This window comes from Modestobacter versicolor (assembly GCF_041028285.1).
Classification (GTDB): domain Bacteria; phylum Actinomycetota; class Actinomycetes; order Mycobacteriales; family Geodermatophilaceae; genus Modestobacter; species Modestobacter versicolor_A.
Genome location: NZ_JABGDB010000001.1, coordinates 661720 through 675629, shown reverse-complemented (window position 1 = coordinate 675629; position 13910 = coordinate 661720). Strand labels below are relative to the sequence as shown.

Annotated in this window: 12 protein-coding genes and 1 tRNA gene; 8 read left to right on the top strand and 5 right to left on the bottom strand. The window is 74.8% G+C overall.

Translation table 11 applies throughout. The annotated features are described in order from the left end of the window. The first annotated feature begins 36 nt into the window (after window positions 1–36). Together HL054_RS03450 and HL054_RS03445 are read left to right on the top strand one after the other, a co-directional pair. Window positions 37–822 carry an enoyl-CoA hydratase-related protein gene (locus tag HL054_RS03450; protein WP_369137329.1) on the top strand — a complete coding sequence of 262 codons (786 nt, stop codon included), beginning with the start codon at window positions 37–39 and terminating at the stop codon, window positions 820–822. A 159-nt stretch (window positions 823–981) separates the two neighbouring features. Beyond that, window positions 982–1140, top strand: a complete 159-nt coding sequence (locus HL054_RS03445; RefSeq protein WP_369137328.1) for a hypothetical protein — start codon at window positions 982–984, stop codon at window positions 1138–1140. Window positions 1141–1253: 113 nt separating this feature from the next. Here HL054_RS03445 and selB read toward each other — a convergent pair whose 3' ends face one another. The 3 genes from selB to HL054_RS03430 form a co-directional block, all read right to left on the bottom strand. Then, window positions 1254–2999 (bottom strand): selenocysteine-specific translation elongation factor, encoded by a 1746-nt coding sequence (gene selB, locus HL054_RS03440; RefSeq protein ID WP_369137327.1) that lies wholly within the window; start codon window positions 2997–2999, stop codon window positions 1254–1256. Further along, window positions 2990–4300, bottom strand: a complete 1311-nt coding sequence (gene selA, locus HL054_RS03435) for an L-seryl-tRNA(Sec) selenium transferase (RefSeq protein WP_369137326.1) — start codon at window positions 4298–4300, stop codon at window positions 2990–2992. The genes selB and selA overlap by 10 nt, the downstream gene beginning before the upstream one ends. Before the next feature lie 83 nt (window positions 4301–4383). Next, window positions 4384–4479, bottom strand: a tRNA-OTHER gene (locus HL054_RS03430). Between the two features lie 161 nt (window positions 4480–4640). Between HL054_RS03430 and selD the strand changes: the two genes are divergently transcribed. From selD to HL054_RS03400, 6 genes are all read left to right on the top strand, one after another. Further along, window positions 4641–5648, top strand: coding sequence for a selenide, water dikinase SelD (selD, locus tag HL054_RS03425; RefSeq protein WP_369137324.1), 1008 nt, complete (start codon window positions 4641–4643; stop codon window positions 5646–5648). 207 nt (window positions 5649–5855) lie between these two features. Continuing rightward, complete coding sequence (locus tag HL054_RS03420) at window positions 5856–6830, top strand: carbohydrate ABC transporter permease (protein WP_369137323.1); 975 nt, start codon at window positions 5856–5858, stop codon at window positions 6828–6830. Continuing rightward, window positions 6827–7729, top strand: coding sequence for a carbohydrate ABC transporter permease (locus HL054_RS03415; protein ID WP_369137322.1), 903 nt, complete (start codon window positions 6827–6829; stop codon window positions 7727–7729). The genes HL054_RS03420 and HL054_RS03415 overlap by 4 nt, the downstream gene beginning before the upstream one ends. A gap of 77 nt (window positions 7730–7806) precedes the next feature. Then, complete coding sequence (locus tag HL054_RS03410; protein ID WP_369137320.1) at window positions 7807–9102, top strand: ABC transporter substrate-binding protein; 1296 nt, start codon at window positions 7807–7809, stop codon at window positions 9100–9102. A gap of 34 nt (window positions 9103–9136) precedes the next feature. After that, the gene (locus HL054_RS03405; RefSeq protein WP_369137318.1) at window positions 9137–10249 is read left to right on the top strand and encodes an ABC transporter ATP-binding protein; all 1113 of its coding nucleotides are present in this window, start codon (window positions 9137–9139) and stop codon (window positions 10247–10249) included. Window positions 10250–10553: 304 nt separating this feature from the next. Next, window positions 10554–11519 (top strand): zinc-binding dehydrogenase, encoded by a 966-nt coding sequence (locus HL054_RS03400; RefSeq protein WP_369137317.1) that lies wholly within the window; start codon window positions 10554–10556, stop codon window positions 11517–11519. On the opposite strand, the gene HL054_RS03395 is transcribed toward HL054_RS03400, so the two are convergent. Next, window positions 11509–13227: an MFS transporter gene (locus tag HL054_RS03395; protein WP_369137315.1), complete on the bottom strand. Its 1719-nt coding sequence runs from the start codon at window positions 13225–13227 to the stop codon at window positions 11509–11511. The genes HL054_RS03400 and HL054_RS03395 overlap by 11 nt on opposite strands. Continuing rightward, a complete protein-coding gene (locus tag HL054_RS03390) occupies window positions 13196–13897 on the bottom strand; it encodes an LppX_LprAFG lipoprotein (protein WP_369137314.1) in 702 nt (233 codons plus the stop codon). Before HL054_RS03390 ends, HL054_RS03395 begins: the two co-directional genes overlap by 32 nt. Window positions 13898–13910 lie beyond the last annotated feature (13 nt).

The following is a 13910-nucleotide window of genomic DNA, read 5'->3' as shown; positions in this document are numbered from 1 at the left end:
TGCTCCCAGTGTGACTGCTCCCGGCAAGATGACGGCGTGACCTCCGCGACCGACGCCGACCGCGTGCTCCGGGTCGAGGTGTCCGCCGGGGTCGCCCGGCTGACCCTGGACTCCCCCGCCAACCGCAACGCCCTCTCCCGCGCGATGCGCGCGCAGCTGCGGGCCGCGCTGACCGCGGCCCTCGCCGACGACGCCGTCCGGGTGGTGGTGCTCGACCACACCGGCCGGGTGTTCTGCTCCGGCATGGACCTGTCCGAGGCGGCCGGCGGCTCCGCGGCCGACCAGGGCGTGCAGGAGTTCCCCGACCTGCTGCAGCTGATCTGGTCGGCGCCCAAGCCGGTGCTGGCCGTGGTCCGCGGGCCGGCCCGGGCCGGTGGCGTCGGGCTCGCCGCGGCCTGCGACGTGGTGGTGGCGGGGGCGAGCGCGACGTTCGCCTTCACCGAGGTCCGGATCGGCCTCGTTCCGGCGGTGATCTCGTTGGTCTGCCGGCCGCGGATGCAGGCCAACGTGGTGCACCGGCTGATGCTGACCGGCGAGGTGTTCGACGCGGCGACCGCGGCCGGCGGCGGGCTGGTCGACCTGGCGGTGGCCGACGACGAGGTGGACGCCACCGTCGCCGCGCAGGTGACCGCGCTGGCCGCCGGGGCGCCGTCCGCGCTGGCCGAGACCAAGCGGCTGCTGCGCTCGGGCACCGACCTGGCCGCCCAGGTGCCGGAGCTGCTGGAGCTGTCGGCGCGGTTCTTCGCCGGCGAGGAGGGCCAGGAGGGGATCGCCGCGTTCCGCGAGAAGCGCCCGGCCCGCTGGGTGCCGGCCGGCGACTGACCCCCGCACGGTCGAGCCCTGCCCACTCCTGTGGGCAGGGCTCGAGGAGGCGCAGCGGCATGTCCCCGCCGCCAGTAGAGCCCTGCCCACTGCTGTGGGCAGGGCTCTACCCGCCGCGGACCTCTTGTCGGGTCGGGGCCGGCGCGCGATGCTCGGTGCATGAGCGAGGTGGTGGACCCCCGGGCCCGGTTCCGCGAGCTGCCCGAGCGGGTGCAGCGCGAGGAGCTGGTCGAGACCTCGGACGCCGGCACAATCCAGGTCGTCGAGACCGAGATCGCCGAGGCGTGGCGGACCGCCCTGCACGGCTCCGTCCCCTGACCTGGCCCCCGACGCGGGCCGGGACACGGAGGTCGCGACCACCCGAGCCGGCCAGGGACCTCGACGTGCCGGCGGTCGGCGGCGTCCAGAGCTGACCGCGGCCGCCGCGCCGGTCAGCGCAGCCGGCGGGTGTTGTCCGGCTGGCGCACCGTGACGCCGCGGGCGTCGAGCCACTCGGCCAGCGGGACGGCGACCCGACGGGTGGTCTCCCATGCCTTGCGGGCGTCGCTCAGGGTGAACGGCTGAGCCAGTCCGGCCAGCCGGTCCCGCGCCAGCTCCGCGATGCCCGGCGCCAGGTAGATGCCCTCGGCGATCCGCACCAGCTGCTCGTCGCGCGCCGCGGCGGCCAGCTCCCGCGGCCCGAGCCCGGCCGCGGCCAGGTCACCGGCCTCGGGAGCCCCGAACGGCGCCTCGGCCAGCCGGGCGCGGATCGTGTCCACGGCCCGCTGCACCTCCGGCGGCAGCGCGGCGCCACCGGAGACCACCCGGCCGTCGCGTAGCGCCAGCGGTTCCCGCACCACCGCGGGCACCAGCTCGGCGTCGGGCAGCTCCAGGGCCGAGCGCAGCACCGCGATCGGCGGGCCGGGCTCCAGCGGCCGCAGCTGCCGGTACCGGGCGACCACCTGCGGCACCCGGGCGGCCAGCTCGTCGGCCAGCCCCGGCGCGATCAGCCACGGCCCGACGGCGGTCGCCTCGGCCGGCACCGGCCAGCCCATCGCCACGAAGTCCGCCCGGCGCACGAACCGCCGGCGCACCAGGTCCGCGCGTGCGCCGGCCTCGCCCAGCGGCTGCTCGGCCAGCTCCGCGGCCCGCGACCGGGCCGCGCCCCGGCGGCGCAGCTCGGGCGGGTCGACGTCCCGCACGTCCGCGCCGAACACCCGCCGCGCCCCGGGGTCGCGGAGCAGCAGCCGGTCGCCGACGCGCAGCGGCAGCTCCTCGGCCAGCCGCAACCGCAGCGCGGCGCCGTCCAGCGGCCGCACGCGCGCGGCGACGGTCGCCGAGCCGACGTGGACGACGAGCTCCGCCGGCAGCCGCTCCTCCACCGGCGTGACCAGGGAGACGTCGAGGTCCGCGGTGCGCCGGAACGCACCGGGGGTGAGCAGGGCGTCGCCGCGGGCGATCTCCTCCACCGCGACACCGCGCAGGTTGAGCGCCACCCGGGCGGTGGCGGTGGCGGAGTCCACGGCCGCGCCCAGCGACTGCAGCCCGCGCACCGTCACCGGGCGGCCGCCCAGGTCGAGCCGGTCGCCGGTGGTCACCGTGCCGGCGGCCAGCGTGCCGGTGACCACCGTGCCGGCCCCGCGGATGGTGAACGCGCGGTCGACCCAGAGCCGCACCGGGGCCGCCGGGTCGGGGGCGGGCAGCCCGGCGAGCACCGACTCGAGGACGTCGGACAGCTCCGGCAGCCCCTCCCCGGACCGCGCGCTCACCGCCACCGCCGGCACCCGGCCCAGCGACGTCCCGGCCAGCCGGTCCAGCGCGTCGGCGAGCACCGGGGCGGGGTCGGCCAGGTCGGCCTTGGTGACCGCGAGCAGCCCGGTGCGCACGCCCAGCGCGTCCAGCACCGCGACGTGCTCGGCGGTCTGCGCGGACCACCCGTCGTCCGCGGCGACGACGACGAGCGCCGCGGGCACCGAGCCGACGCCGGCCAGCATGTTGCCGACGAAGCGCTCGTGGCCGGGCACGTCGACGACGGCGAGCCGGCGCCCCGAGGCGAGCGTCGTCCAGGCGAAGCCCAGGTCGATGGTCAGCCCGCGCCGGCGCTCCTCCTCCCAGCGGTCGGGCTCCATCCCGGTGAGCGCCTTGACCAGCGTCGACTTGCCGTGGTCGACGTGACCGGCGGTCGCGATCACGTCCACCGTCGGGACACCTCCAGCACCGTGGCGACCAGCGCCTCGTCGTCGACCGGCGCGAGGCTCCGCAGGTCGAGCAGCGTGCGGCCCTCCTCCACGTAGCCGACCACCGGCACCGGGGCCAGCCGCAGCGGCTCGGCGAACCGCACGTCCACGGCCACCGCCACGCTGGGCAGCGGGAACTCCGGCGCCCCTCCCCCGCCGACCCGCGCGGTCGAGTCGACGACGGCGGCCCCCACCCCGCCGGCCTGCAGCGCGGCAGCGACAGCTCCCGCCCGGGACCGCAGCCCGGCGACGTCGGCGCCCAGCATCTGCCTCACCGGCGGCACCGGCCCGCGCAGCGTCGCCTCCAGCGCAGCCAGCACCGTCTTGTCGACCCGCAGCGCGCGGTAGAGCGGGTGCCGGCGCAGCCGCTGGACCAGGTCCGCGCGGCCGAGCACGAGGCCCGCCTGGGGCCCGCCGAGCAGCTTGTCGCCGCTGCACAGCACCAGGTCGGCACCGGCGGCCAGCGTCGTCTGCAAGTCCGGCTCGTGCGGCAGCAGCGGGTGCGGCCGCAGCAGCCCGCTGCCCACGTCGGCGACCAGCGGGACGCCGGTGCCGGCCAGCGCCGGGGCGAGCTCGGCCACCTCGACGGCCCGGGTGAACCCGCGGACGACGAAGTTCGACGGGTGCACCTTGAGCACAGCACCGGTGTCCGGGCCGACCGCGTCGGTGTAGTCGGCGACCGAGACCCGGTTCGTCGTCCCCACCTCGCGCAGCCGGGCGCCGGTGCTGACCAGCAGGTCCGGGATGCGGAAGCCGTCGCCGATCTCGACCAGCTCACCGCGGGCGATGACCAGCTCACCGCCCAGCGCCGTGGCCACCAGGGCCAGCGCGGCGGCGCAGTTGTTCACCACCAGGGCCGCACCGGCGGCGGGCACCGCCTCCAGCAGCGCCGACAGCGCCCCCTCGCCCCGCGGGCCGCGCCGGCCCGTGCCGAGGTCCAGCTCGACGTCGGTGGTGCCGCTGGCCGCGACGACCGCCTCCACCGCCGCGGGCGACAGCGGCGCCCGGCCGAGGTTGGTGTGCACCAGGACCCCGGTGGCGTTCAGCACCGGGCGCAGGCTGCTCGCGGTGCCGGGCAGGGCGGCGAGCACCGCGGGGACGACGCCGTCCGGGGACAGGTCGCCGTCCCGGACCCGCTGCTGCGCTGCCTGCACCGCGGCCTTCACCAACTCGCGGCCCAGCCGCCCGGCCGCGGCCGCCACCGGCGGCTCGGCCAGCACGGCGTCGGTGCGGGGAACCGAACGGCGGGGGTCTCCGGTCATGATCGGGCCAGCCTAGGACGCTGACTCCCGGGGCCGCGGCGCCGGTGCGGGGCCGGCCCGGGGAGGCCGGCCCCGCGGACGACTGGCGGAGACGGACGGGAATCGAACCCGCCTGACCGAGATGCTCGGCCACGTCGGCTTTAGAGGCCGCGGAGGTCACCAGACACCCTGACGTCTCCACGGGTGAGCCTAGGACCCACCCCGGCCGGCGTGCCGGGCGGCACCGGCCGCGGTCGGCCGTGGCCCAGCGGGGCGAGGCGCGGTCCCGCCGGCCCCACCGCAGGCCGCACCGCAGGCCGTCGTCCCGGGCGCGGGCGGCCGGGGCCTACATTCCTGAGGCGTGACCACGACCACGCTCCCCGTCCGGCTCACCCAGTACGCGCACGGCGGCGGGTGCGCCTGCAAGATCCCGCCCGGCGAGCTGGAGGCGGTGGTCGCCGGGCTGACCCACACCGGCCCCACCGACCCGGCAGCCGAGCTCGTGGTCGGCCTGGACGACGGGGACGACGCCGCGGTGGTCCGGCTGGCGAGCGGTCAGGGGCTGGTGCTCACCACCGACTTCTTCACCCCGGTCGTCGACGACGCCTACACCTTCGGCCGGATCGCCGCGGCCAACGCCCTCTCCGACGTCTACGCGATGGGCGGCACGCCGGTCGTCGCGGTGAACCTGCTGGGCTGGCCGCGCGACGTGCTGCCGATGGAGCTGGCCGCCGAGGTGCTCCGCGGCGGGCTGGAGGTGGCCCAGGCCGCCGGCTGCCACGTCGGCGGCGGGCACTCCATCGACTCCCCCGAGCCCACCTACGGGATGGCGGTCACCGGCCTGGTCGACCCGGACGCGCTCATCCGCAACGACGCGGCCACCGCCGGCACCCCGATCTCGCTGACCAAGGCGCTGGGCGTCGGGACGCTGAACAACCGGATGAAGGCGACCGGCGAGGTGTCGGCCGAGGCGGTCGACTCGATGAGCCGGCTGAACGCCGCGGCGTCCGTCGCCGCCGTCGCCGCCGGGGTGCGGGCCGGGACCGACGTCACCGGCTTCGGCCTGCTCGGGCACCTCTACAAGATGGCCCGGGCCAGCGGGGTGACCGCGGTCGTCGAGGCCGCCGCGGTGCCCTACCTGGCCGGCGCCCGGCAGTCCGTCGCAGACGGGTACGTCTCCGGCGGCACCCGCCGCAACCTGGACTGGGTGCGCCCGTACGCCGACCTGTCCGCCGTGTCCGAGGACGAGGCGCTGCTGCTGGCCGACGCGCAGACCTCCGGTGGGCTGCTGCTCGGCGGCGAGGTGCCCGGCGCCCCGGTCATCGGCGAGTTCGTCGCCCAGCAGGAGTTCGCCGTCGTCGTCCGCTGAGTCGCCGTCCGGGGCGGACCCGGGCCCGCCCCGGACGACTCGGGCGCATCTGTGGGCCACGTCACGGTCCGGGAGTTATCTTCTCGCCGTGAGCACCTCTGAACGGGTCCTGGGACGGCAAGACAGCGGGCCTGTTCACCGCTGGGGCTGCTCTCCGGAGCCGGGGATCCACTCCTCGTTCACCAGCTCCGGACAGGGTCCTCGCCTGTGAGCGCCGAGCCGATGTCCGCTGCGCCGGTCACGGCACCCGTCCCGGTCCCGCCGTCCGAGGGCCCGACCCGGGTCAGGAGGTCGGCGAACCCGCCCGGCAACCGGCGCCGCGACCTGCTCATCGCCGCTGCCTTCCTGGTGCCCAACCTGGTGCTGCTGGCGGTCTTCACCTACCGGCCGCTGCTGGACAACATCCGGTTGTCCTTCACCAGCTGGAACATCTCCTCCCCCACCGCGTCCTTCATCGGCTTCGACAACTACGTCGAGTGGTTCACCAGCGACTCCAGCCGGCAGGTCCTGTGGAACACCGTCGTCTTCACCGGGTCGGCGGTCATCGGCACGATGGTGCTCGGCCTGGTCCTGGCCCTGCTCCTGGACCAGAAGCTCTTCGGCCGCAACGCGGTGCGCTCCCTCGTGTTCGCCCCGTTCGTGCTGGCCGGGGCCGCCGTCGGGGTGGCCTTCCAGTTCGTCTTCGACCCGACCTTCGGCCTGGTGCAGGACCTGCTGGCCAGGATGGGGATCGACGCGCCGCAGTTCTACCAGGACCCGGACTGGGCGCTGTTCATGGTCACGGTGACCTACATCTGGAAGAACCTCGGGTACACCTTCGTCATCTACCTCGCCGCGCTCCAGGCGCGGCGGGTCGAGCTGGACGAGGCCGCGGAGATCGACGCCGCCTCGACCTGGACGAAGTTCCGTCAGGTCACCTGGCCGCAGCTGCGGCCGGCGACGTTCTTCCTGCTCATCACCGTGCTCCTCAACAGCTTCCAGGTCTTCGACGTCATCAGCGTCATGACCCGCGGCGGACCGCTCGGCAACGGCACGACGACGATGGTCTACCAGATCTACCAGGAGACCTTTGTGAACCAGCGGGCCGGCTACGGCGCCACCGTGGCCACCATCATGTTCCTCGCGCTGCTCGTCATCACCCTGGTCCAGGTCCGCGTCATGGAGCGGGGGCGGGAGTCGTGACCACCGTCGCCCCCCGACCGGAGACCGACGCCGCACCCCGGCGCGGGACGCACGCCGACACCGCACCGCACCAGCGGACCAGCCCGCTGTCCCGGGTGGGTGGGTACCTCGGGCTGCTGCTGGTGGTCGTGCTCGTCGCCCTGCCGCTGTACTGGATCCTGGTGACCGCGCTGAAGGAGCGCCCGGACATCTACACGGTTCCGGTCACCTGGCTGCCCGACCCGTTCACCAGCGACAACTTCCAGGCGGTCGGCACCGGCGTCTCGTTCACCGACTACCTGCGGAACTCGATCATCATCACGACGGTGCTGACCGTCGTCGAGGTCACGCTCGGGGTGCTGTCCGCCTTCGCCCTGTCCTTCCTGCGCTTCCCCGGCCGCACCCTCGTGCTGCTGTTCGTCATCGCCAGCCTGATGGTCCCCAACCAGGTGACCGTGATCAGCAACTACGCGCTGGTCGCCCAGCTCGGCTGGCGGAACACCTTCACCGGCATCATCGTGCCGCTGGCCGGGGTCGCGTTCGGCACCTTCCTGATGCGCAACCACTTCCTGTCGCTGCCCAAGGAGATCATCGAAGCGGCGGAGATGGACGCGACCGGACCGGTCAAGATGCTGTGGCGGGTCGTGCTGCCCATGTCGTGGCCCACGCTGATCGCCTTCACGCTCATCACCATCGTCAACGAGTGGAACCAGTACCTCTGGCCGCTGCTGATGGCCGATGACTCCTCCACCGCGCCGCTACCGGTGGGGCTCGCCCAGCTGCAGGACACCGCCGGGCTCACCAACTGGGGCCCGGTCATGGCCGGCACGGTCATCACCATGCTGCCCATCCTGGTGATCTTCCTGCTGCTGCAGCGGCACATGATCAAGGGACTCACCGCCGGGGCGGTCAAGGGCTGAGCCACCGGGGCGCTCTCCCCACCGCCACCACCGAACTGCACGTACTGCGCACTGACCGGATGAACGGGAGTACCACCATGACCGAGCTCGACCGCCGACGGTTCCTCCAGCTGACCGGCATCACCCTCACCGCCGCCGGCCTCGCCGCCTGCGCCGGCACGGGCTCCTCCGAGGACGCCGGCGAGGACGGTCCCGTCGAGAGCCTCACCATGTGGTCCAACCACCCGGGTGAGTCCAAGCCGGTCGAGACCGAGCTGCTCGATGCCTTCACCGCCGAGACGGGCATCGCCGTCAAGCTGGTCACGGCGGGCGCCACCTATGAGGAGGTCGCGCAGAAGTTCAACGCCGCCCTCTCCGGCGGCGAGCTGCCCGACCTCGTGGTGGCCTCGGACGTCACCTGGTTCAACTTCGCCCTCAACGAGGCGATCACCCCGATGAACGACCTGTGGTCGGCTGCTGACCTGGACGTCGACGGCTACGTCGAGTCCCTCGTCTCCGACTACGAGTTCGACGGGAAGAACTACGCGCTCCCCTACGCCCGGTCGACGCCGCTCTTCTACTACAACAAGCAGATGTGGGCTGCGGCCGGGCTGCCCGACCGCGGGCCGGAGACCTGGGCGGAGTTCGCCGAGTGGGCGCCCCGGCTGGCGTCCGCCAACCCGGGCATCCCGCCCCTGGCGCTGCCCGACGGCAGCAACTACCTCGACTGGCACTTCCAGGGGATGATCTGGACCTTCGGCGGCGCCTACTCCGACGAGTGGACGCCGACCTTCACCTCGCCGGAGTCCCTCGAGGCCGGGCAGTACCTGCAGGACCAGTTCAAGCAGGGGCACCTGGCCATCAACAACGACCCGAACAGCGTGTTCGGCGCCGGCCAGGCCGCCTCGCTGCTGCAGTCCACCGGTTCACTCGGCGGGCTGTCCGAGACCGCCGGCTTCGACTTCGGCACCGCCTTCCTGCCGGGCCCGCCCCCCGGGTGCCCGACCGGTGGCGCCGGCCTCGCCATCCCGCAGCGGATCTCCGACGAGCGCAAGGAGAAGGCGATGGAGCTGCTCGCCTTCCTGACGAACACCGAGAACACGATCACCTTCACCCAGGCCACCGGGTACATGCCGGTGCGCAAGGACGCCGTCGACGACCCGGCGACCCAGACCTTCCTCGAGGAGCGGCCGAACGCCCGCACCGCGCTGGAGCAGTTGGACGTGACCCAGTCCCAGGACTACGCCCGGGTCTTCCTCCCCGGTGGCGGCGCGCGCATCGGGGCGGCCCTGGACCGCATCACCATCGGCGGCGAAGACGTCCAGACGGTCTTCGGAGAGCTGGAAGAGGAGTCCACGACGGTGTTCGAGCGGGACATCGAGCCCAAGCTGTGACCGGCCTCCGCTGGACGGGGAGGGGGTGCCCGGCATGGCGTCGGTGACCTTCGACGAGGTGACCCGGTCGTTCGCGCAGGCCGACCGGCCGGCGGTGGACCGGCTGGACCTGGAGGTCCAGGACGGCGAGTTCCTCGTCGTCGTGGGCCCGTCGGGCTGCGGCAAGTCGACCAGCCTGCGGATGCTCGCCGGTCTGGAGCCCATCGACTCGGGGCGGGTGCTCATCGACGGGCAGGACGTCACCGGACGCCGGGCGCGGGACCGCGACGTCGCGATGGTGTTCCAGAGCTACGCGCTGTACCCGAACATGACGGCCGGGGAGAACATGGCGTTCGCGCTGAAGAACCTCGGCGTCGGCGCGGACGAGATCCGCACCCGGGTCGCCGAGGCGGCGCGGGTGCTCCAGCTGGAGGAGCTGCTGGACCGCAAGCCGGCCAAGATGTCCGGCGGCCAGCGGCAGCGGGTGGCCATGGGGCGGGCGATCGTGCGCGACCCCAAGGTCTTCTGCATGGACGAGCCGCTGTCCAACCTGGACGCCAAGCTCCGGGTCTCCACCCGGGCGGAGATCGCGAGCCTGCAGAAGCGGCTGGGCACCACCACCGTCTACGTCACCCACGACCAGACGGAGGCGATGACCATGGGCGACCGGGTGGTCGTCCTCCGCGACGGGCAGCTCCAGCAGGTCGGCACGCCGATCGACCTCTACGAGCGGCCGGTGAACACGTTCGTGGCCGGCTTCATCGGCTCCCCGGCGATCAACCTCGTCACCGGGGTGCCGGTCCGCGACGGGCGGGCCGTCCTGATGGAGTCGCTGCAGGTGCCGCTCCCCGCCGCGGGAGGGGCGCGCTCCCTCGACCGGGTCACCGTGGGGATCCGGCCGGAGGGCGCCGACGTGGTCGGGTCCGCGGGGCCGTCCGCCCGGGACGACCGGCTGACCGTGCGGGTGGCCCGCGTGGAGCGGCTGGGCTCCGAGGTGTTCGCCTACGTCGACCCGGTCGGGCTGGTCGAGGGCGCCGGAGGGACGGCCGAGCACATGGTGTTCCGGTTGGACAAGCGCCAGGACCTGCAGGACGGCGCGGTGCTCGAGCTCCACGTCCAGCTGGCCGAGGTGCTGGTCTTCGACGCCGACGGTCACGCCCTGCGCTGACGGGCGGCACGTCGTCCCCACCGCCGCCCGGCGGTGGGGACGACCCCGGCCGCAGAGTGCGAGGACGAGACGCTGCCGCTGGCCGACGCGCAGACCTCCGGTGGGCTGCTGCTCGGCGGCGAGGTGCCCGGCGCCCCGGTCATCGGCGAGCTCGTCGCGCGCCAGGGGTCAGCCGTCGTCGTCCGCCGACCCGTCGCGGCGATCATGGCCATGTCCGCCCCTCCCCACCGGGGCGACCATGGCCATTTCCGCCCGATGGTGACCGGCGTCGCACCGGGACGGGCACTCGGTTACGTTGCGACGCATGCTCGCCGCCTTCGTCTCCACCCCTGCCCCGGACGACCCGCTGTCGGTGCTGGAGGTGGGCGACCGCCCCGAGCCGGAGGCGCCCGACGGCTGGACGACGGTGACGGTGAAGGCCGTCTCGCTCAACCACCACGACCTGTTCAGCCTGCAGGGCATCGGCCTGCCCCAGGAGCGGATGCCGATGGTCCTGGGCACCGACGCGGCCGGGCTCGACCCGGACGGCAACGAGGTCGTCGTGCACGGCGTCATCGCCAGCCCCGGGTGGACCGGCGACGAGACGATGGACCCCAAGCGGTCGCTGTTCTCCGAGGTCCACCAGGGCACGATGGCCGAGCAGGTCGTCGTCCCGGCGCGGAACGTCGTCCCCAAGCCCGCCGAGCTGAGCTTCGCCGAGGCCGCCTGCCTGCCCACCGCCTGGCTGACCGCCTACCGGATGCTGTTCGTCCGCTCCGGCCTGCGCCCCGGCTCCACGATCCTGGTGCAGGGCGCCAGCGGCGGCGTCGCGACCGCGCTCGTCCGGCTGGGCAGCACTGCCGGCTACCGGGTGTGGGTGACCGGCCGCACCGAGGAGAAGCGCGCGGCCGCGCTGGCGCTCGGCGCCGACCAGGCCTTCGAGACCGGTGCCCGGCTCCCCGAGCGGGTGGACGGCGTGATGGAGAGCGTCGGCGAGGCCACCTGGAGCCACAGCGTCAAGTCGCTGAAGCCCGGCGGCGTCATCGTCACCTGCGGGGCGACCACCGGCTTCAACCCCGGCGCCGAGCTGAACCGGGTCTTCTTCACCCAGCTGTCGGTGATCGGCTCCACGATGGGCACCCGCGACGAGCTCGACGCCCTCATCCAGATGTGCCGGATCACCGGCGTGCGCCCGCAGATCGACGTCGAGCTGCCGCTGAACGAGGCCCGCGACGGCTTCGCACGGATGCTCGAGGGCCGCACCGCCGGGAAGATCGTCTTCACCCTCTGACCCGCGGCGCGCGCAGCAGCACGAGCGCAGCGACCGCGGCCAGCCCGGCGGCGACCGCGGCGCCGGCGAACACCGTGTGCAGCTGGGTCAGCACGGCGGCGTCGGTGCCCCGCTCGTAGACCGCGCAGTCGGTCGGCGTCTGCGGGCAGAGCTCGAACGGCGAGCCGAGCCGGCCGACCTCGGCGGTGAACCGGCGCAGCGCCACCGCGGTGAGCAGCGCCAGCCCGACGAGCATCCCGACGGTGCGGGCGACGACGGACAGCGCCCCGGCGCTCCCGTGCACCGCCGGCGGGGTGGCCGCGAGCAGGACGGCGTTCACCGGTGCGATCGCCAGCCCGAAGCCCAGGCCCGTCGCAGCCAGCACCACGGTCGAGCCGACGCCGTCCAGCGCCTGCGCGTCCCAGCGGGTCATCGCCGCGAGCGCGACCGCGGTCAGCGCCGCACCGCCGGCGGCCACACCCCGCGCGGCGACCACCCGGCACAGCAGGCCGCCGAGGACGGCGCCGACGGGGACGGCGACCAGCAGCCGGACCAGCACCAGCGCCGCGCCCAGCTGGTCGGCGCCACCCAGCGACCGGGCGAACAGCGGGACGTCGACCAGCGCGGCCACCAGGGCCACCCCGACCAGCAGGTTGACCAGCAGGGCGCCCCAGGCGCCGACCGGGCGCAGCGCCGCCAGCGGCAGCACCGGGTCCGGCGTGCGGCGCTCCCAGAGCACGAAGGCGACGGCGGCCGCCGCGGCGACCGGCAGCAGCACGCCGCCGTGCGCGACGACCTCGGTGGCCGGGTCGGCGGCGGCGAACGCCCACACCAGGGTGCCCAGCGCGACGACGACCAGCGCCGACCCGACCAGGTCCAGCTCGCGGGCCAGGCCCGGCAGCCCGCGCAGCGGCAGCACCGCACCCGCCGGGTGCTGCAGGCTGCGGGCCACCAGCGCCGCGGCGGCGAGCACTGCGACCCATCCCAGCGGGGTCACCCCGGCGACCGGCACGTAGAGCAGGCCGAGCGTGACGTCCTCGGCCAGCGCGGGCGGCTCGGCCAGCCGCAGCCCGAGGGCGGTCGCCGCGACGACCGCGAGCACCAGCCCCACGGCGTCCGGACGGCGGGCCCGGCCGGTGACCAGCACGCCGAGCGCGAGGGCCAGGCCGAGCAGCAGGTTCAGCCAGAAGATCGCCCGCCAGTCGGCGACGGCGAGCACCGCCGCGCCGGCCAGCGGCCCGAGCACCGCACCGAGCTCCTGCACCGCGCCGACCACGCCCAGCGGCAGCGCCCGCCGCTCCGGCGGCCAGCGATCGGCCACCAGGGCCAGCGTCGCCGGCACCAGGCCGCCGGCGCCCACGCCCTGCAGCCCCCGGCCCAGCACGGCCGGCCCCAGGTCGGTGGCGGTGGCGGTGAGCAGCGAGCCCAGCGCGAAGAGCAGCAGGCAGCCCACCAGGACCGGCACCCGGCCGCGCAGGTCGGCCAGCCGGCCGAGCAGCGGCAGCGTGGCGGTGTAGCCGAGCAGGAACCCCCCGATGATCGGGGTGGCCCGCTGCAGCTCGTCCAGGCCGACCCCGACCCCGGTCAGGACGTCGGGCAGCGCCAGGACGACGACGTAGGTGTCGGCCGCGGTGACCAGGACCGCCAGCGCCGCCAGGACGACCAGCGCCGCCCGGGGCACCGCCGGCGCCGGGAGGTCAGCTGGTGGGCGGTGCGCTGATCTGGACATCGGCCCCGAGGTCGCTGAGCGCGACGGTGTAGGTGCCGTCGGCGTCGGCGGAGAAGAACGGCCCGGTCAGCTCCACCTCGCGCAGCTGCCCGCTGCCGGTGGCGATCGACATCCGCGCCCGCACGTCCTGCGCCGGGTCCTGGCTGGTGAGCACCTGCTCGACCAGGTCGCCGGGGATGGTGGCGGTGACCTCGCGGACCACCTCGCCGTCCACCCGGCGCTCCTCCCCCAGCGCGGCCTCCTGCGCGCCGGCCAGCAGCTGGGAGATGCCGGTGTCCGGGTCCAGCAGCGCCCCCGGGTCACCGACGCCGAACTGCGCCGGGTCGACCACGCTGTACGACTGCGCGAAGGGCAGCTGGGCGTAGACGGTGCCGTCGACCGAGACGACGTCGACCTCGATCGTGCCGCCCAGCGCGGTCACCTCGAGGACGCCGGCGAAGGACGCCGGCCGGGCGATGTCGCCCTCCCCGCCGACCAGCGTGGTGCCGGTGGACGGCGCCCCCTCGCTGTCGAGCACGAAGTGCGCGGTGGCTGCCTCGTCCAGCGTCGTCCGGGCGCGGTCCAGCAGGTCGGTCGCCGACTCCTCGGGCTCGCTGCTGCAGGCGGTGACCACCGGCGCCAGGAGCAGGACGAGCGCGAGCACCGTGGTGCGTGCGCGGCGGTGCGACAACCGGACCTCCCCC